We start from the raw sequence: 20,132 nt of genomic DNA, 5'->3' as shown, positions 1-20,132 counted from the left end.
ATGCAGGACGTGATCTCTAATCCGCTGCTACTCCCTGAACTCAGAGAGCAAGTTTGGCGTGCCAATATGGACTTACAAGTTCATAAGTTGGTGACATTTACCTGGGGCAACGTTTCCGGTATCGACCGCAAGTCGGGCTTGGTGGTGATTAAGCCAAGCGGCGTTGCCTACGAAGATCTTTGTCCAGAGAACATGGTGATCGTCGACCTAGATGGTTCGGTGATTCAAGGCTCTCTGAAACCATCTTCAGATACCGCGACACATCTAGAGTTGTACCGTGCATTTCCTCAATTGGGCGGTGTGGTGCATACCCATTCGTCTTATGCGACTTCATGGGCGCAAGCGGGCGCGGTGATTCCTGCGTTTGGTACCACTCATGCGGACTATTTCTACGGCCATATTCCATGTGCGCGCGCTTTGACTCAACAAGAGATTGAAAGCGATTACGAGCTGAATACCGGCAAAGTGATCGTCGAGACGATTGGTGAGGGTGACCCGATGGCGATTCCTGGCATCTTGGTTCGCGAGCACGCGCCATTTACTTGGGGAACTGACCCGCACAACGCGGTACACAACGCGGTGGTGGTGGAAGAAGTCGCCAAAATGGCATTCCGCACCCTGACCATCAATCCGAGCACGTTGCCGATTCCACAGACCTTGCTGGATAAGCACTACCTGCGCAAGCACGGCAAAGACGCGTACTACGGACAAAAGTAACTAACAATCGTCGCCTGGCGAATTGGCGAGGTGACCATGCGACACAGAATAACAGAGGCACTTATGAAAGATTTAACGAACAAATCTGTATGGTTTATCACAGGTTCACAGCACCTTTACGGCCCTAAAGTATTGGAGCAAGTGGCGAAGAACAGCGAAGAGATCGTTGCAGGCTTTAACCAGAGCAACGATGTGTGTGTGCCGATTGTGTGTAAAGAGACGGTGAAGTCTCCTGAAGAGATCCTGAACGTTTGCCAACAAGCGAACAACGACGAAAACTGTCTGGGCGTGGTGCTGTGGATGCACACTTTCTCGCCAGCCAAAATGTGGATTTCTGGTCTTAAGCAACTGAACAAACCGTTTGTTCATTTGCACACCCAGTTCAGCGAAGCGCTGCCTTGGGAAAGCATCGATATGAACTACATGAACCTAAACCAAAGTGCGCACGGTGACCGTGAATTTGGCTTTATCGGCACGCGTCTTGGTTTGGATCGCCGAGTGATCGTTGGTCATTGGCAGAAAGAATCTGTACGCAAGCAGCTTGACCACTGGTGCCGTGCAGCGATTGGCTGGCACGAAAGCCACACGCTACGTGTTGCTCGTTTTGGCGACAACATGCGTCAAGTAGCAGTAACAGAAGGCAACAAAGTCAGTGCGCAAATCGAGTTTGGCTTCGAAGTACACGCCTACGGTTTGGGTGAACTGACCGAAGTCGTCAACCAAGTGGAAGACAGTGCAATTAACGCTCTGCTAGAAGAGTACCGCGCTACGTATCGTATCGCGCCTGAGATCTTCGAAACGCCAGAACAGCTAGAAATTCTTAAGAACGAAGCGCGTCTTGAACTCGGTATGGAAACCTTCCTGCAAGAGCGTGGCTGCATGGCATTCGTCAACACGTTTGAAAACCTGACGGGTTTAACTAACCTGCCTGGCCTTGCAACGCAACGTTTAATGGAAAAAGGCTACGGCTACGGCGGTGAAGGCGACTGGAAAACAGCGGCGCTGACACGCATCATCAAGACCATGGGTCAAGGTTTACCGGGCGGTACGTCTTTTATGGAAGATTACACCTACAACCTAACCGGTGAAGGACAAGTGCTGGGCGCGCATATGTTGGAAGTGTGCCCGACGATTGCGGCTGATAAACCATCGATTGAAATCCATCGTCATACTATTGGTAAAACCGACGATGTGGCTCGCGCAATTTTCAGTGCCAAAGCAGGCCCAGCATTAGTGGCGACCTTGATTGATTTAGGTAACCGCTACCGCTTGTTGGTGAACGAAATTGATACCGTGACGCCACCATCAGAGCTACCAAACTTGCCAGTGGCACACGCGCTTTGGGAACCACAACCAAATCTAGAAGTGTCGGCAGCGGCGTGGATTCATGCTGGTGGCGCGCACCATAGCGTATACACGCAAAACGTTACCTTAGATATGTTGGAAGACTTCGCTGAATTTGCGGGTATCGAGCTGGTTGTGATTGATAAGAACACCACCATTCGTGACTTCAAAACAGGGCTAAAACACAACAGCCTGTTCTACCGTTTTAGCAGCGGTATCTAACAACGCCAACGCCTATTTGGCTGACGAGTTCAGTTGAATAGGCGTTTTCTCTAATCGACTTCCGCACTTCGTATCTTCTTTCCCCCAATGACTTGAACTATTCCCTCAACCCCTCGTTTTCGTTACTTATTTCATTCTTGCGCGGAATAATCGAGTAAAATTGGATCTTTATGCGGATGCCAAAAGGAACAATTATGTCATACCAAGTGCTTGCACTAGACCTTGATGGAACCACGCTCAGAGACGACCACACGTTGAACCCTTGGGTTATCGAGTGTGTGCAGCAGCTAGCGAAAAAATATCACGTGATGGTGGTGACTGGGCGTCATCATACGGCGGCCAAGCCTTACTACGAAGAGCTTGGCATCGATACGCCAATCATCTGCTGCAATGGCGTGTATCGTTATGACTATGCGTCGGATACGGTTGAAACCAGCATGCCGATTCCTAAATCTTTGGCGAAAGACTTCTTAAGCTTAGCCAATCAGCACGCGCTAAGAATGGTGATGTATACCGAGTCTGGCATGGCGTACTTACAGCAAAATCCGATGCCTTACATGATCCCGCTGCAACGTTGGGCGATGAGCTATCCAATTGAGAAAAGACCTAATATTTACCAAATCGAAGACTTTCGCCACGAATTGGAGTTAGCGACCGAGGTTTGGAAGTTTGTGGTTCAGGGCGACGATGAAAACTTTCACACCTTTATGCAGGAACCTGCGATTGTTGAGCACTTTTCTGGTTCATTCTCCGGCGAGAATCGCGTGGATTTGGCGATGAAAGGCCACAGCAAAGGTCAAGCGTTGAAAGACTATCTTGCTACACTGCAACTTGATATTGAGCAAGCGGTTGCGGTTGGTGACAACTATAATGATGTATCCATGTTGAGCATGGCGGGTTGTGGTGTTGCGATGTTGCACGCCGATGAAGGCGTTAAGCGTCACGCCGATAGAGTGACCACGACCGACAACCATGGCGAAGGGTTAGCACAATTACTCAAACAACTCTTCCCACTTTGATTTACTTTTTCGCCGCGCGACTTTTGCGGCACTTGTTAATACCAATCACAGTAAGTAAATGGTCAGAAATCGCGTAGAAAAAATGCTTGAGAACAAGGCAAAATTTTTCGATAAGTAGTTATTCTACAATCAAAAATTTTAATGCAGTTATCGAGTATTTTAGCAAGCTAGAATGAACAGTTATTTACTACGATTGGTATACTGCTGTCATACGGAAGAGAGAATGCAAAACGATCCACTGAAACCTGGATATGACTTCAATGCTCATTTGGTTGCGGGCTTAACGCCGATCTCAAAAGGCAACGATCTAGACTTTGTGATAGACCGTCCGAATGGGATGAAGGGCTTTATCATCAACCTGACGGTTAAAGGACAAGGCACTGTGTTCCACGGTGATGAGTCTTTTACGGTCAACGAAGGCGATTTATTGCTCTTTCCCACAGGTGTACCGCACTATTACCACCGCTCAGAACAGGCGGAGGATTGGTACCACCGCTGGATTTATTTTCGCCCTCGCGCATATTGGATTAACCGTCTTAAGTGGGAAAACTGCATCAACGGTGTGTTTATCACAAAAGGCGTGCACATTGACGATCAAGAAAAGCTTGAGCTGCTGTTTAAGCAGATAGAAGAATTGAGCAAACAGGACGAGCCATACAGCGATGAACTGACGCTCAACTTGCTAGAGCAGTTACTGATTCGATGCAAGATGAACCAGCCTAATCTGATTAAGAAGCGCGTAGATCCACGTATCACCGAGGTCTTGAACTACATGGCCAAGCACCTCAACGAAGATTTCAGTAATGAAAAATTGGCGGAGTTAGTCTGTTTGTCGCCGTCTCGCTTAGGACATTTGTTCCGCGATGAAGTCGGCATGACGATTACCCAATGGCGAGATGACCAACGCATCAGCCGTGCCAAGCAGTTGCTGGTGACGTCGAACTACTCCATCAACCAAATCTCTCGCTTGATTGGTTATTCTGACCCGCTCTACTTTTCACGCGTGTTCAAGAACAAAGCAGGGTTAAGCCCGAAACTCTATCGTGAGAAAGTGATGTAAGCGTGATCGGGCAGGAATTTCACCTGCCCGAATCGTTTGTGATTACTTGCTGTGATGGGTCGTAAACTGGTAGCTGGTTTGGTGCTGGTAGAATGACTTTTGGGTAATAAAGCGTTTGTTCGTTTCTGGCCATTCTGGATGGTTAGGGCAGTCCGGTAAGAACTGAGTTTCAAGCGCTAATCCTTGATAATCTTGATATTCACCAGTGCGTGACGGCGTTCCTGCCAAGAAGTTACCGCTGTAGAACTGAATCGCCGGTTTGTCGGTAAACACAGACATCACCACCTGTTTATCTGAGCTAATCAGCCGAGCGATCGTGCTTGCGCCGTCAGTCAGCTCCTCTGGCAAAGTAAAAGCGTGGTCATAGCCTTTAGCGAGCTTCTGGTCTTCATCTTCCAGCAAACGTGCCCCGATTCGCTTCGCGGTATTGAAGTCAAAACTGCTTTCTTGCACTGCTTTGAGTTTGCCTGTCGGGATAAGCTCTTCATCAGTAGGCAGATATTCGTTCGCTCGCAGTTGCAATTCATGGTCGAGAATGGTTTTGCCTGACTCGGCACCATCCAAATTAAAGTAGGCATGGTTGGTCAGGTTGATCGGGCAGTCTTGGTCACAAATCGCCGAGTATTCGATGCACAATTGGTTGTTTTCCGTCAGTGTATACGCGACTTCGGCGGTGAGGTTTCCTGGGAATCCTTGGTCACCGTCTGGAGACATTAAACAGTACGTAATGTGAGAGTCGCTTTTGGCTTTCACCAACCAGCGGCGCTTATCAAAACCTTCAATACCACCATGTAGGCTGTTGCCGTTATCGTTACGGGTAATCGAATACGTTTGTCCGTTTAAGCTGAACTGTCCTTTGGCAATACGATTGGCAAAGCGGCCGATGGTCGCGCCTAAAAACGCCGAATGGGACTGATAATCGCGCAGTGATGTCATGCCGAGCAGTACTTCTCGCTGCCCTGAAGGCGTAGGAAGTTGGCAGCTTAGCCATGTGGCGCCGATGTCCATAAACGTGGCCGTCATGCCGTGATGATTGCGTAAAATATGAACCTTAGCTGGTTCTCCATCAGTGAAGAGCTCGCGCTCGATAGCGGCTTTGATCGAGTCGGGTGGAATGATGCTGTTGGGCATAAAGGCTCCTTTCAAAAACACAGTACCCGCGAAATGCAGGTACTGAGATAACAGGGTTAAATCGCTTCGCCGAAGATAGGAAAACCGTCTTTCCAGATGAGGCGTTTGATGCGCGTATGGCGGTTCGGATCCCAAAGCGGGTCGCCCTCAATTTCGGTGTAATCGCGCGCGTGGTACACCAGCAAGTCGTGGCCTTGTTCATCGACGGTAAAGCTATTGTGGCCCGGTCCGTAGACCTTTTTCTCCCAGTTAGTTTTAAACACGGGGTGCTCGGCTTTTACCCAGCTTTTCGGGTCAAGCAAGTCACTGTTTTCATCCGCGTAGAGCAGGCCCATGCAGTAGTTTTCGTCGGTCGCGCTGGCGGAATAAGTCATCCAGAATTTACCGTGACGGTGGATCACCGACGGCCCTTCATTAACCCAAAAGCCGATTTGCTCCCACTCAAACTCTGGAATGGTCAGGCACTGTGGCGCCGTACGCAGTTTGGTCGGTGTTTCTAACTCTGCAATGTACAAGTTAGAGTTACCGCCAATGTTGTTGTCCTTTTGCGCCCAAACATAGTAGTTAACGCCTTTGTGGCTGAATGAAGTCGCATCCAAACAGAACGTATCCATGCCAGTGTCGATTTGTCCTTCGAATGTCCATTCCGGCGTGATTGGATTCGGGTTCGAGTTAGAAATCGCGTACATGCGGTGCTGGAACAAGCCATCGATGATTTCTCTTGATGGCGCGGCGGCAAAGTAGACATACCAAGCGTTGTCGATAAAGTGCAGCTCTGGCGCCCAGATTAAATCACTGTAAGGGCCTGTATCGGGTTTGTACCATGCGTTAATTAGTTCGCTGGTGGTGTCGAGCTCAGCAATGGTTTTTGCTCGACGAATCTCAATGCGATCATATTCCGGTACCGAAGCGGTGAAATAGTAGTAGCCGTCCGTGTGTTTGTAGATGTGCGGGTCGGCACGTTGCTCAATAATGGGATTTACGAAATCAGTCATACTGCTTACCTTAATTTGCGTAACGTGATTGAGGTTTTGAAGATTGAACATCGCTTAGATTTTTCTCTTCTTCTAGGATGTTGGTCGCTGTCATTGCTTGGTAGTACTTGTCGGTCACTTTGTATTTGAACATTAATGAGCCCATCAAGAAGTGGAACAAGCCAGGGATAACCGTTAGCATCAGCGCGATACCTGTTAGGGCGTAATCTGACTGCGCTTCGTTTGGTACGTAGTTGAAGAAGGTGAGTAGCCAACCGACTACCGCGCCGCCGATACCCATGCCCAATTTTTGGCTAAATGAGATACCGCCGAACGCCAGCCCAGATACGCGTTTACCCGTTTTGTACGCGCCGTAGTCGACGGCTTCTGCAATCGCTGACCAGAATACTGGAGCATGCAGATCCACTACGAACGACACCAAGAAATACAACACGAAAGCCAGCGCCAAGTCTTCGCGACCGACAAACAAGTACAGCATCGCGCTAAGCAGTAGCACCGCGACTTGGCTGTAGCGGAACAGTTTAATTTTGCAGTACTTCTTCGTGATCCAAGTCGAGGCGACCATCGCCAGAATCGCCGCACTTACCCCCGTTGCGAGAAACGCGGAAATCGTGCCCGCATCGCCACCAAGGTAATACTTGGCGTAGTACGCTGCGACAGAACCACGGATTACGTAGCCGATAGTGCCCGTTACACATACCGCGCACAGTACCAACCACTGGTCGTTTTTCACCAGCAGTTTGACTTGGTCTTTAAACGATTTTTTATCGACAACGTGTTCGATACGCTCTTTGGTGGTCGCGAAGCAGAACAAGAACAGCAATGTGCCCATCAGTCCCATTAGACCCATCGAATATTGGTAACCCAACTGGATGTTGTCTTGACCCCATGCCGCTGATAACTGCGGAACGATGATGGTGACAAGAAACGCCGCGATTTTGGCGAAGAATAAGCGATAGCCGTTTGCAGACAGGCGCTCTTTCGGGTCATCGGTCATCACACTAATTAGCGAGATGTACGGAATCGTCACGGCGGTAAACATCAAGGTGACAAGAATGTAGGTCGCGTAGGCGTAAACCAGCTTGGTGTTGTAATCGCCATCAGGTGTGCTGAACGCGAGGTAAACCGAGATACCGAAAGGAATCGCTAGAAAGAGTAGGTATTGGCGGTAGCGACCCCAACGAGAGGTAAATTTATCGGTAATCATGCCCATTAGTGGGTCGGTCACCGCGTCGATCAATCGAACCACGATGAATAGCATGGCTAAATCTTCGGGTTTGATGCCAAAAATATCCGTATAGAAGAAGGTGATTATTAACATCATCGATGAAATCACCACGTTGACTGCCATGTCACCGGCGCCAAAGCCGATCTTCTCAAGGACAGGTAATTTATATTTGTACATAGGGACTAATCCTTTGTTCTCACGATGACGCAGATATTACTTAGGAATTAGTGTGTAGGCTGTTATCACTCTCATAGATAAATGGAGATAGCAATTTTGTGCATGCCTTCAGCCAATCTGTTTATGTGCATGGGCGACTTTGGTCTAAGAAGGATGGATAAATATTCCGGTTTGAAGAAAAGAAAAAGCCGCTGATGTACAGCGGCTGAATGGATTAAGTGAATTGCTAACGGAAAGCAAGATCGCGCAGCGCGAGTGAGATTGATGGGAAGAAAATCAGCATCACAGAGACCAAAAGCAAGATGAACACAAACGGTGGTGTCCCGCGAATCACTTCTACATAAGGGCGTTTAAACACGGCAATCGCGGTAAAAATATCACAACCGAATGGCGGCGTTGCAGAACCTATCGCTGCTTGCAAGGTCACGATGGTGCCGACAAGTACTGGGTCAATGCCAGAGGACTTAATCACAGGTGCAAAGATAGGGATCAAAATCAGCATCACTACGATTGGATCAACGAACATACAACCAATAAAGAACGCAATTGAAATAACGACCAGTAACTCGGTCTGCGAAAGATCATTAATCCCGATCATACCCAACAATTCTTGCGGGATCTGGGCAAATGAAATTACCCAAGAAAAAGCAGCCCCTGCTGCGACTAAGATAAATACCACCGCGGTAACCATGCCCGTAGAAAGCGCGATTTCGCCAAGCTCCTTCCATTTCACTTTACGGAAGATAACCATTTCTAATAACACAGCGTACAACACCGAAACCGACGCCGCTTCGGTAGGGCTAAATACTCCAGCATAAATACCGCCAACAGTAATGATCGGAAAACCAAATGGTAAAACCGCTTTACGTATTGTGGTCCAACGTTCTTTCCAGCTGGCTCGCGGGGCATTTTCTACAGAGATTTTACCTGCATAAAAATAACAGTAGGCAGAAAACATCAATAAAATCACGATCGCCGGTCCAATACCAGCAATAAACAGCTCAGCAACCGATGTTCCAGACACCACACCATAGATGATCATACCGATACTCGGTGGAATAAGGAGCGCTAAGTCAGAGGCGTTAATAATCAAAGCCAGAGCAAAACTGTCTTTGTAACCATACTCCAACATTTTCGGTCGCATAATAGAGCCAACAGAAACAACGGTGGCTTGTGTAGACCCAGATACCGCACCAAACATCGCACAGCTAAGCGATGAGGTGATCGCCAGACCGCCACGAACGTGCCCAACAAACGCCATTGCGACATCTAGCAAGCGCGTTGCTGCCACGCCTCGGGTAATAATTTCTGCCGCGAGAATAAACATAGGCACAGCGATCAACGCAGCGGGTTTGATGCCAGCAAGCATTTGCTGGATCATAAAATCTGGCCCCAAGCCAAGAAAAACAATAAATCCCAACATGGTCGCCGCTAATAGCGGTACCAACATCGGAAAGCCAAAAGCCAACAACGTGATCATCGTTGCAACAAGAGCGGTCGTCATAGCGCTTTCTCCTGCTTAGTGGTAGAGCCGATGCCATCTGGTCGAGATGAGCGTGAACGCTTTGTCAGCGTTATAAAACGTTTGATATGGCGACCACCCACACGCGCGAACTGAACCGTGCTAAAGAAAAGGCCAACCGGTGCGATTAAGTACACCCAACTCAAAGGTACTTGCATTGCAGGAGAAAGACGCCCCATTTGGCTCACCTTGCCAATGTATTGCCACGAATACCAAGTTAGCACCGCCACCAATGCGGCGGTGAGTAAATAAATAATGCCGTTTGCTAAAGTTTGTATACGCTTTGGAAGCATATCGGTAAATGCCGTCATACGGATATGGCGAGATTGGCGGGCAGCATAACTGCAACCAATAAACGTGACGGCGATAATGAGGAAATAATTGAGTTCTTCCGAAAAGTAGATGCTTTGGCTAAAGAGGTAGCGCCCTAACACGTTAGCAATTGAGTTCAACGCAATAAGAAGCACCGAGCCAATGAGCAGTGCCGCCTCCGCTTTCTGTATATATTTATCTAGCCACTGAAAAATCCCTTTCATCCGCGCTGCTCCTGATCAACAAAAATGTTAATGAAACGTTATCTTTTTCATGACAATCAAGTCAATCAGGTGAATAAGAAAGATTTTCTGAACTTGGCGCTTTCGCAGAAAAAATTGGTCAGAGCATACTGCTCAGACCAAAAAGTGAGAGGTTGGAGGGTTTGTATCGAGAATTTCTGCAATCACAGATAACCCATGCTTGATGTAGCCTCGATTAGTCTCTGCTCCCAAACTGATTCGCACGTAAGGCATTGGCTGATTAGTATCGAGAACAAAAGGTTTATACCCCGTGATCTGCACCCCAGAACGCTTAGCCGAAGCGACCAGATCATCACTGCTCCACTGCTCAGGTAACCTCAACCAAATGTGCTGACCATTCGGGTGTGAGCTATAAACATGCCCTTCTAAAGTAGCTTTTGCTATTCGCTGGCGCTTGGCAAATTCATTGACTTGAAATCGAATAAGTCGATTTAATGTACCGTTCTCGATCCACAAATGAGCGACTTCAAACGGTAGCGGGGTCGCAGACCAACTCGTCGCTGCTAAACGGCCAATCGCATGCTGCAAAAAATGACGTGGGACCGTTAAATAGCCCGTACGCATACCTGGCGCTACGACTTTGGTTAAACTGGTGACATAAAAAGCCTGCTCGGGTAACAGTGCGGCGAGAGGTGGGACACGATTGGGCTCTAGTGCCCCATACACGTCATCTTCAATCACGTAGATCTCATACTGCTTCGCAATATTTGCTATCGCCTCTCGGCGCGAAATATCCATATGCGCACTATTCGGATTGGCCATGCTCGGTGTGCAACACAGCGCCTTGATTGGTTTGTGTTTACATGCCCATTCAAATGCATCCGGCGTGATACCAAACTCATCCATCTCAAGCGGCTGTAACTTAAATCCAAGCATTCTCGAGCGAGAGATCAAGCCATGATCGACTAAGTGGCCACAAGCGACTAAATCACCGTGTTCAACAACGGTGCTTAAAGCCAAGGTCAAGCCATGGCATGCACCGTTTGTGAGTAATATTTGATCGGTACCAACGTCTAACCCTTGGCTACTGAGAAATCGCGCTCCGGACTCAATATGATGAGGCTGACCTGTTACTGGCTTTGCTTTACTGATCAAACTGCGATTGTTTGTTTGCCCAGCAATTTCCATTAACGCCTGATTAAAAAGCGTAATGTGGCGATCGGTTACTACCGGATGAGCGATCGACATATCAATTTCATCCGGCGTTTCTTTCATCTCTTGCGTCAGCATGAACTCCGTGTCCGTGCTTTCATCCACAAAGCCTGATTTTACAAACGTACCGTTTCCCACCCAAGACTCGAGCGCACCTTTTTTCTCTGCATAACCATATGCATGACTGACGGTTTGTACGCTCACGCCAATTTGCTCCGCAAACTCACGATGTGTGGGTAGTCGAGTACCGGGTTTTAGGTAACCACTGCGGACACATTCGACAAGATAATTGCCAATGGAGATGTACTTAGCGGTGCCTGGGCGAATGATCGGGTTCAAAGAAATTGTCATGACACAATATTTTAATTGATTCATTTTTAATGCTCATTGTAACTTCAATTTAACAAATGGCGAGTTTTTAGCCATCAAATGCGGTGTAATGCACAAAAATGAGCCACAATTGTAATGATTGACATGAGAAATATAGATTCAACAAACATGTTAAATGGCATCGTTTAATCCAAACCCAGCCGCAGTGGTGAGTTGCAATAGTTTTTAAACGCAGGTCTGGCTGACCTGGTGGAAGGTAGAAATACCTCAACGTCTCCGAAGGCCCATAAGGCGTCGGATTTTTAACAAGGAGAAAATATGAGAGGCGTTGCTTTGCATTTTACACTGGATGAATTCCAGGACCGATTAACAAAAGTTCGGCAGTCGATGGAAGAACGAGAGTTGGATGTCCTTATCATTCACGACCCTTCTAACATGGCATGGCTGACAGGTTATGACGGTTGGTCTTTTTATGTCCCACAATGTGTCGTTGTAGGATCATCTGGCGAGCCTGTTTGGTTTGGGCGCTGCCAAGATGCCAATGGGGCATACAGAACTGCGTATATGTCGGCAGAAAATATCACTTACTACCCAGACCATTATGTAATGAATCCACCATTACACCCAATGGATTTTTTGGTAGAAGCGGTACTCGCCCCGCGTCTTTGGGATCGCGGCCGTATCGGTGTGGAAAAAGATAACTATTACTTTAGTGCCACCGCTTACGAGTCACTCACCACGCACTTACCGAATGCTCAACTTCTCGATGCAACCGGGCTAGTCAATTGGTGTCGCGCCGTTAAATCTGATCAAGAACTGGCTTATATGTACCGCGCAGCTCGCATTGTTGAAAACATGCATCGTGTCGCGTTCGATATGATCGAGCCAGGATTGCCGAAACATCACCTTGTCGCCGAGATTAACCGCCAAGCAGTACTTGGGCATGAAGATCACTTTGGCGATTACACCGCGATCGTACCGCTTTTACCATCTGGTTCTGATGCTTCTGCACCTCACCTAACGTGGGACGATAGGCCTTTCAAAAAAGGCGAAGGTACTTTTTTCGAAATCGCTGGGGCGCATCGCCGTTACCATTGCCCACTCTCTCGCACTATTTTTCTTGGGGAACCAGACGACAAATTCAAACGTGCAGATGAAGCATTAACTTTAGGTCTCGAAGCAGGCTTAGAAGTCGCAAGACCAGGCAATACTTGCGCCGACATCGCCAACGCATTGAACCAAGTTCTGGATAAAGCAGGATTCTCACGTGAAGGCGCCCGCTGTGGTTACCCAATTGGTCTGAGCTACCCTCCTGACTGGGGCGAACGAACCATGAGCTTGCGAGACACCGATAAAACCGTATTAAAAGAAGGCATGACATTCCACTTTATGCCGGGGCTATGGTTTGAAGACTGGGGGTTAGAAACCACCGAAAGCATTGTCATCACCCGTGATGGTGCAAAAACACTGTGTGATTTTCCACGCCACTTATTTGTTAAACACTAATTTTTCAAACCGTAAGTTCTGTTGAACTAGGCTTAAGAACAAAAAGGACTCGATATGCAAAAGAGCTCGATCACAGCCACCGTAGACTTTGACCGAGAAGGCGTGCAGCACGGCTTTTTAGCGCTGCCCTATTCCCATGATGACTCCGCTTGGGGAAGCATCATGATACCTATCACCGTGATCAAAAATGGTCACGGGCCAACGGCGCTGCTTACTGGCGGTAATCACGGTGATGAATACGAAGGCATTACCAGCCTGCTTAAATTGGCAAACTCGCTGCAAGCAGAGCAAATCCAAGGGCGCGTCATTATTGTGCCAATGATGAACTTACCTGCGGTACAAAATGCCTCGCGCACATCGTCTATCGATAAAGGGAATTTAAATCGCAGCTTTCCCGGAAACCCTGTAGGCTCAGTGACCGAAAAAATCGCGGATTACTTTACTCGTTACTTAGTACCCATGTGCGATTTTGCGTTAGACATTCATTCAGGTGGTAAAACGTTAGACATCGTGCCTTTCGCCGCAGCCCATCGCCTCGACAACCTCGATCAAGAAGAAGCATGCATCTTAGGTGCGAAACTGTTTGGCGCACCTTACACCATGATCTTGCTCGAAATGGACGCCACTAGCCTGTACGACACCGCAGTGGAATCTCAAGGCAAAATCTTCGTCACCACAGAGCTCAGAGGTGGCGGAACCAGCACTCCAGAAACCATCGCTTATGCCGACCGTGGTATTCGTAACTTCTTGCGTTTTTCAGGCAACTTATCAGGTGATTACGAAAAACCAACCCTGCCAACTAGGTTGCTTGATATGCCCGATGCAAGTTGCTACGTGCAAAGCCAGCACAACGGTATCACCGAATACTTATTTGAGCTTGGCGATACCATCAAACAAGACGATGTACTGGCAAGAATCTATTCAACCGAGCGTACAGGGAGCGACCCAATCGAATACAAAGCGCAGCGCAGTGGGATTTTTGCTGCACGTCGTTTCCCTGCCATGGTCAACATTGGTGACACGGTCGCCGTAATTGCCGAAGACTGTGGCGAATTAAACTAACTCTTACTAGGGCGTATTGACCTTTCGCGGTTAAATTTTGTTCGAGGTAAAATCGTTTTAGGCGCGGCGAAGACTATGCAGCCTAGTCATTCTAAGCAAATGGTCTTCAACAAAGCATAAAACGATTTAAACCGAACCCTTCGGGCAGCCTTTGTGGTTCATTTCTACTGCGTTATCGGCTTTTTATGTAGGCCACCCACAAAGCGCTGCAAAAATCAGCTCGAAAGGTCAACACGCCCTAAACACGACACAACATCGGGTCTGGTGTATCACCTGCCGTTGGTGAATTGACTCACAAACTGATTAAGGAAGAAATGGATGAATCCGATGAAACACAGCTACCTAACGAGTGCCGTACTGATCGCTGCCAGCTTTGCCACCAGCAATGTTTATGCAGAAACGTGGAAATTCGCTCTAGAAGAAGTCAAAGGCTCGGTGCAAGATGCTTATGCGCAAGAGTTTAAAAAGCGCATCGAAAATGCAACCGATGGCGACGTCACAGTGGAAGTCTATCCATACGGCACATTAGGTCAGTCAGAAGATCTTACCGAGCTTACTGCGAACGGTATTATCCAATTTACCAACGCATCGCCAGGTATTTTTGGTTCATTCGTGCCCGAAATGCAGGTTTTCTCCATCCCTTACCTTTTGTCGCAAGACAATGATGTGAATAAAAAAGTGCTGAGTTCAAGCCCTACTATCTATGACACACTCGGCAAAAAGCTAGAACAGAAAAACCTCAAACTTCTCACTATGTATCCAGAAGGTGAAATGGTGTGGACGACCAACCGTGAGATTCGTTCTCCAAAAGATTTTGATAACTTCAAAATACGCGTGATGGCATCGCCAATGCTGGTTGAGGCTTATAAATCGTTTGGAGCCGACCCTACGCCTTTACCCTACTCAGAAGTCTATGGTGCTCTGCAACTTAAAATGATCGATGGTCAAGTAAACCCCGTTTTTGCTATCGAAGAAATGAAGTTCTACGAAGTGAACGACTACATGATCTGGGCAGGACAACAACAATTTACTACTACTGTCATTACCAACAACAGTTGGTTCGAAACCCTTCCACAAGACCGCCAAGATCAGGTCAATAAAGTCATCGCTGGTATGACTGACTTTATATTTGAAAAACAGGATGAGTTTAACCAAAAACGTCTTGAGCAAATTAAGCAAGCAAAACCAGATATGCAGATGATCAAACTCGACAGTGACGAACGTGCAGCATTTAAACAAGCCTCTATGCCAATGCGGGACAAATACATCGAGCTTACAGGCGACAGCGGTAAAGCGGTGCTGAGCTCACTGGAACAAGAGTTCAATCAATAACAGAAAAAGGAGTGGCCTTCGGGCCACCTTATAGCGGTTGACCAGTCATCAACTATTCTGAACTGATTGGTATTTTACAGGGAGACCAATTATGCGCCTCGATCGCTACGACGTAAAAATTCTACAAATACTTCATGACAATGGCCGTATTACCAAATCTCACCTTGCCGAGGCCATTAACCTATCCGTGAGCCCTTGCTGGGAGCGTGTCAAAAAACTGGAAGAAGCAGGCATCATTGAAGGCTACGGGGCAAAAGTAAATACCGATGTTTTGTTCAAACGAACGTCGGTCATGGTTGAAGTTACGCTCAAAGAGCACAGTGCCCAAGCGTTCAAACGTTTCGAGCAACTGGTTCAACACTCACCAGAAGTCACTGATTGTTATGCCACAGGCGGCGGTGTCGATTACATCCTCAAAATTCAGTCGGAAGATATTGACCAATATCAGCGGCTTATCGACAACTGGTTAGAGTCAGAAGTGGGCATTGAGCGCTACTTTACTTACATCGTGACGAAAACAATCAAACGTGATGCAGGCACATTAGAAGTGAACCAAAACGCCTTGTTCTAAAAGGGAAAACACGCTTAAAAGACGACCAGAAAAATCACCATATCTGATGGTGTGGAAAAGAAAGTTTTGATGGTTTAAACCTCGGCATCAGAAATTATTTCGGTCACTTCTCCATTACAGTTTAACTATGGACAACGACGCTGGGAGAAGGACTCATGACAGCACTGCACAGCTTACATGCTGAGGAATTAAAAGCCTCGCACGACATGATGGCGATAATGAAAGACGTACGTTTGGTGAGAGGTTTAGCGTACGTAAATGGCAAATGGGTAAGTGGTGACCAATTTCATCCGGTGGATAATCCAGCGGATGGTAAGGTCATCGGCTACATTACCAAGCTATCTCAGCAACAACTCTATCAAGCGATTGATGAAGCCGACCAAGCCTTTCGTCAATGGCGAAAAATGCAAGCAGAAGAGCGCGCTGAAATTCTCATGCGTTGGCACGATCTGATTTTAGAATCAAAACAAGATCTTGCTCGTTTGATGGTTATGGAGCAAGGCAAAACATTAAGTGATGCTTTGGGTGAAATTGACTACGGCGCATCCTTTGTTCGTTGGTTTGCAGAGGAAGCACGCCGCAGTTATGGCGAAACCATCCCAAGTCATATTCCGAATGCGCAGCTGTCAACGGTGCGCGAACCGATTGGTGTCGCAGCTCTGATTACACCATGGAATTTTCCTAATGCAATGGTCACCCGTAAAGCCGCCGCAGCATTAGCGATAGGCTGTCCGGTGCTTATCAAACCTGCCAGTGAAACGCCTTTCTCCGCATTGGCCTTGGCAGAATTAGCAGACCGAGCTGGCTTTCCACCTGGTGTATTTAACGTGATCACTGGCGATGCGGTGATGGTGTCACAAACCTTGTGTCACTCCGATAAAGTCAAAGCGCTCTCGTTCACAGGTTCAACTCGAGTGGGTAAGTTGCTGCTGCGTGACGCGGCACAAACCGTGAAGAAGTGCAGTATGGAGCTCGGCGGTAATGCCCCTTTCATCGTGCTGCCAGATATGGATGTCGAGCAAGCAGCCAAAGCCGCCGTGGATGCCAAGTTTCAAACTGCAGGACAAGACTGCTTGGCCGCAAACCGTATTTTCGTCCCCGAAGATAAGTACGAAGCGTTTTTGGAAGCGTTTGCCAAAGAAATGAGCCACATCATTTTAGGCAATGGTTTAGATGAAAAAACCACCATGGGGCCGCTGATCAATCGCGCTGCGGCGGATAAAGCGCATGATTTGGTGCGTGACGCACTCGACAAAGGCGCGCGATTGGTAGCGGGATACCACCAGCCCGTACCAGGCGAAAACTTCTTTGCGCCGACATTGCTGGCCGATGTCACCCCTGATATGGCGGTGTATCGCGAAGAGAATTTTTGTCCTGTGGCAGGCGTATTGCCTTACCAAGGCTTAGATACCGTGATTGAAATGAGCAACGACACTGAGTACGGCTTAGCTGCCTATGTTTATGGTCACGATATTCACCAAATTTGGCGCTGCATGCGTGGTTTGGAGTTTGGCATGGTGAGCGTGAACTCCGTCAAGATGACTGGCCACCCTATCCCATTCGGCGGCGTGAAACAGTCAGGGCTTGGACGAGAAGGCAGTCGCCACGGCTTTGAAGAATACAGTGAAATCAAATACTGCTGCTTAGGCGCTTTACCAACCGTCAGTGGCAGTTAAGGCACGAAATATGGATATCCAATTATTCGAGGAGAAGGATCATGAGCAACAAAACCCAACAACTTTTAGAGATCGACCGTCAGAGAGTATTTCATGCCTCAACCCACCTGAAGCAGTATGCGGCTGGGGAGCTTTCGGGAAGAATTATCTCGAGCGGAAGCGGAATACGCATCACCGATTCAGAAGGCATCGAGCTGATAGACGGCTTTGCCGGGTTGTATTGTGTGAACATTGGCTATGGCAGGACTGAAATGGCCGATGCTATTTATGAACAAGCCAAAGAGCTGGCGTACTACCATACTTACGTCGGTCATACCAACGAAGCACTAGTGACACTGTCAGATCGCATCATCAAAATGGCGCCTGAAGGCATGAGTAAAGTCTACTACGGCATGTCAGGCAGTGATGCGAACGAAACTCAACTTAAGTTGGTGTGGTATTACAACAATGCTCGTGGTCTACCAGAGAAGAAAAAAATCATCTCCCGTGATCGCGGCTACCATGGCTCAAGTATCGCTTCGGGTTCAATGACAGGGCTACCTCTGTTCCACGCACATTTTGATTTACCGCTTGAGCGCATCAAGCACACTATGGCGCCGTATTACTATCGCCGTGAAGACGAGAGCATGTCTGAGCTTGAATTCTCTCAATATTGTGCGGATCAACTCGAAGCGATGATCTTGGAAGAAGGCCCTGAAACGGTAGCAGCGATGATTGCGGAACCAGTGCTCGGTACTGGCGGTATTGTGCCACCACCAGAAGGGTACTGGCAGGCGATTCGCAAAGTACTCGACAAATACGATGTACTCTTGATTGCGGATGAAGTGGTCTGTGGCTTTGGCCGCCTCGGCTCCGATTTTGGCTCACTGCACTACGACATGAAACCGGATCTCATCACGGTAGCGAAAGGGTTAACCTCAGCGTATCAACCGCTGTCTGGCGTGATCGTGGGTGAACGAGTTTGGAGTGTGCTAGAAAACGGCACCGACCAATGGGGCGCTATCGGACACGGTTATACCTACTCCGGTCACCCAATGGGAGCGGCAGCCGCGAACTGCAACCTCGATATCATTGAACGTGAAGGCTTGGTGCAAAACGCAGCCGAGGTCGGTGCTTACCTGCAGCAACGTATGGCGGAGACGTTTAACGATCATCCATTGGTCGGTGATACTCGTGGCGTTGGCTTGTTGCATGCGTTGGAGTTTTCTTCAGATAAACTCCGCCGAGCACACTTTGATCCAAACTTGAAAGTAGGTCCGCAAATCGCGGCGGCCTGTTTAGAGCAAGGCTTAATCGCTCGCGCCATGCCACATGGTGACATCCTCGGATTTGCTCCACCGCTTATCGCAAATCGTAATGACATCGACACTATTGTCGACAAAGCGCACCAAGCGGTCAATAAAGTGATGGATAACCTCGTCACGTCTAAACAGTGGCAGCCAAAATAACCGCGAATTAACCAACTCACAAACCTACCAATGATTACCGCCCCCTCTGACCAAATTAGAGGGGGCGGTCCTAAGAGACGTACTACATGGAAACACAAGCAATCTTTGCCGCAAAGAAAGCGATTAACGGATTAGTCAGTCGCACACCATTACTTCACTCACCACTGTTATCGCAACAATATCAATGTGAAATTTGGTTAAAACTGGAAACACTACAACCTATTGGTGCTTTTAAATTGCGTGGAGCGACTCATGCCATGAACAAACTGAGTGAGGAACAAAAACAACATGGCGTCGTCACTTGCTCTACTGGTAATCACGGCCGTGCCGTGGCTTATGCTGGGCAACGACTAGGAGTCCGCACCGTGATTTGTATGTCCAATTTAGTGCCACAAAACAAAGTCGACGCAATTAAAGCATTAGGCGCAGAAGTTCGAATTGTTGGTCAAGCTCAAGACGACGCGGAGCGAGAAGCATTGAGGCTAACAGAAGAAGAGTCGATGACCTATCTCTCACCATTCGAACACCCAGACATCATCGCCGGACAAGGGACCATTGGGCTAGAAATCATTGAAGATCTTCCTGATGTCGACGTCATTTTCGCCGGGTTATCTGGTGGCGGATTGATTGGTGGTATTGGCTTAGCCGCAAAATCAAATAGCAGCAAAGTGAACGTGTATGGCGTTTCCATGGACAAAGGCGCTGCGATGGTAGAAAGCATTAAAGCAGGAAAACCAGTACAAGTTGAAGAGCACGAATCGTTTGCTGACAGCTTAGGTGGCGGCATAGGTTTAGACAATCGCTATACCTTCAAACTCGTGCAAGAAGTCATGGATAAAGCGTTTTTAGTCAGTGAACACAACATCGCCAAAGGCATGGCAGATATTTTCGATGCAGAAAAATTTGCCGTAGAAGGCGCAGCCGCAGTGGGGCTTGCCGCCATTCACCAGCATCAACTGGACTTACGCGGTAAGAAAGTCGTTTTGGTGCTCAGTGGAAAAAACGTCTCTTCAGACACTTTTGAGACGGCATTAAAAATTGGCCGCCAAGTCAAAGAATAACCGA

General features: G+C 48.0%; 17 protein-coding genes. 11 read left to right on the top strand and 6 right to left on the bottom strand.

Annotated features, from left to right (window positions below; translation table 11 throughout):
• The 4 genes from NL645_RS00575 to araC all read left to right on the top strand — a co-directional run bounded on the left by NL645_RS00575 (position 1) and on the right by araC (position 4,362).
• The gene (locus NL645_RS00575) at positions 1–717 is read left to right on the top strand and encodes an L-ribulose-5-phosphate 4-epimerase (protein ID WP_023624743.1); all 717 of its coding nucleotides are present in this window, start codon (positions 1–3) and stop codon (positions 715–717) included.
• A gap of 63 nt (positions 718–780) precedes the next feature.
• Positions 781–2,283: an L-arabinose isomerase gene (araA, locus tag NL645_RS00570; RefSeq protein WP_253650962.1), complete on the top strand. Its 1,503-nt coding sequence runs from the start codon at positions 781–783 to the stop codon at positions 2,281–2,283.
• 194 nt (positions 2,284–2,477) lie between these two features.
• Positions 2,478–3,302 carry a Cof-type HAD-IIB family hydrolase gene (locus NL645_RS00565; protein ID WP_023624742.1) on the top strand — a complete coding sequence of 275 codons (825 nt, stop codon included), beginning with the start codon at positions 2,478–2,480 and terminating at the stop codon, positions 3,300–3,302.
• Positions 3,303–3,525: 223 nt separating this feature from the next.
• Positions 3,526–4,362, top strand: coding sequence for an arabinose operon transcriptional regulator AraC (gene araC / locus NL645_RS00560; RefSeq protein WP_025524254.1), 837 nt, complete (start codon positions 3,526–3,528; stop codon positions 4,360–4,362).
• A gap of 42 nt (positions 4,363–4,404) precedes the next feature.
• Here araC and galM read toward each other — a convergent pair whose 3' ends face one another.
• From galM to NL645_RS00530, 6 genes are all read right to left on the bottom strand, one after another.
• Positions 4,405–5,493, bottom strand: a complete 1,089-nt coding sequence (gene galM / locus NL645_RS00555; protein ID WP_253650961.1) for a galactose-1-epimerase — start codon at positions 5,491–5,493, stop codon at positions 4,405–4,407.
• 56 nt (positions 5,494–5,549) lie between these two features.
• Entirely contained in the window at positions 5,550–6,488 is a 939-nt protein-coding gene (locus NL645_RS00550) for a family 43 glycosylhydrolase (protein ID WP_253650960.1), read from the bottom strand.
• Positions 6,489–6,498: 10 nt separating this feature from the next.
• Positions 6,499–7,893, bottom strand: a complete 1,395-nt coding sequence (locus NL645_RS00545; protein WP_253650959.1) for an MFS transporter — start codon at positions 7,891–7,893, stop codon at positions 6,499–6,501.
• A 226-nt stretch (positions 7,894–8,119) separates the two neighbouring features.
• On the bottom strand, positions 8,120–9,397 hold the full coding sequence (locus NL645_RS00540) for a TRAP transporter large permease (RefSeq protein WP_253650958.1): 1,278 nt from the start codon (positions 9,395–9,397) through the stop codon (positions 8,120–8,122).
• Positions 9,394–9,951, bottom strand: a complete 558-nt coding sequence (locus NL645_RS00535) for a TRAP transporter small permease (protein WP_253650957.1) — start codon at positions 9,949–9,951, stop codon at positions 9,394–9,396. The genes NL645_RS00540 and NL645_RS00535 overlap by 4 nt, the downstream gene beginning before the upstream one ends.
• Positions 9,952–10,083: 132 nt before the next feature.
• Positions 10,084–11,517 (bottom strand): PLP-dependent aminotransferase family protein, encoded by a 1,434-nt coding sequence (locus NL645_RS00530; RefSeq protein WP_104973447.1) that lies wholly within the window; start codon positions 11,515–11,517, stop codon positions 10,084–10,086.
• Positions 11,518–11,790: 273 nt separating this feature from the next.
• On the opposite strand from NL645_RS00530, the gene doeA reads away from it, so the two are divergent.
• The 7 genes from doeA (at position 11,791) to eutB (ending at position 20,128) form a co-directional block, all read left to right on the top strand.
• Positions 11,791–12,978, top strand: coding sequence for an ectoine hydrolase DoeA (gene doeA, locus NL645_RS00525; RefSeq protein WP_005392731.1), 1,188 nt, complete (start codon positions 11,791–11,793; stop codon positions 12,976–12,978).
• Between the two features lie 54 nt (positions 12,979–13,032).
• Positions 13,033–14,040 carry a N(2)-acetyl-L-2,4-diaminobutanoate deacetylase DoeB gene (gene doeB, locus NL645_RS00520; RefSeq protein ID WP_006741395.1) on the top strand — a complete coding sequence of 336 codons (1,008 nt, stop codon included), beginning with the start codon at positions 13,033–13,035 and terminating at the stop codon, positions 14,038–14,040.
• Between the two features lie 318 nt (positions 14,041–14,358).
• Entirely contained in the window at positions 14,359–15,372 is a 1,014-nt protein-coding gene (dctP, locus tag NL645_RS00515; protein WP_253650956.1) for a TRAP transporter substrate-binding protein DctP, read from the top strand.
• Between the two features lie 91 nt (positions 15,373–15,463).
• Positions 15,464–15,943: an Lrp/AsnC family transcriptional regulator gene (locus tag NL645_RS00510; protein ID WP_006741393.1), complete on the top strand. Its 480-nt coding sequence runs from the start codon at positions 15,464–15,466 to the stop codon at positions 15,941–15,943.
• A 155-nt stretch (positions 15,944–16,098) separates the two neighbouring features.
• Positions 16,099–17,619, top strand: coding sequence for an NAD-dependent succinate-semialdehyde dehydrogenase (locus tag NL645_RS00505; protein WP_253650955.1), 1,521 nt, complete (start codon positions 16,099–16,101; stop codon positions 17,617–17,619).
• Between the two features lie 41 nt (positions 17,620–17,660).
• Positions 17,661–19,067 (top strand): aspartate aminotransferase family protein, encoded by a 1,407-nt coding sequence (locus NL645_RS00500; RefSeq protein ID WP_053808062.1) that lies wholly within the window; start codon positions 17,661–17,663, stop codon positions 19,065–19,067.
• An 86-nt stretch (positions 19,068–19,153) separates the two neighbouring features.
• Positions 19,154–20,128, top strand: coding sequence for a hydroxyectoine utilization dehydratase EutB (gene eutB / locus NL645_RS00495; RefSeq protein ID WP_006741390.1), 975 nt, complete (start codon positions 19,154–19,156; stop codon positions 20,126–20,128).
• The last annotated feature ends 4 nt before the right edge of the window (positions 20,129–20,132 follow it).

The sequence above is a fragment of the Vibrio sp. Y51_MX_L26 genome, from assembly GCF_024181935.1.
Taxonomy (GTDB): domain Bacteria; phylum Pseudomonadota; class Gammaproteobacteria; order Enterobacterales; family Vibrionaceae; genus Vibrio; species Vibrio diabolicus.
Note: the sequence above shows the minus strand (reverse complement) of the source record. Positions and strands in the feature narration are given on the sequence as shown.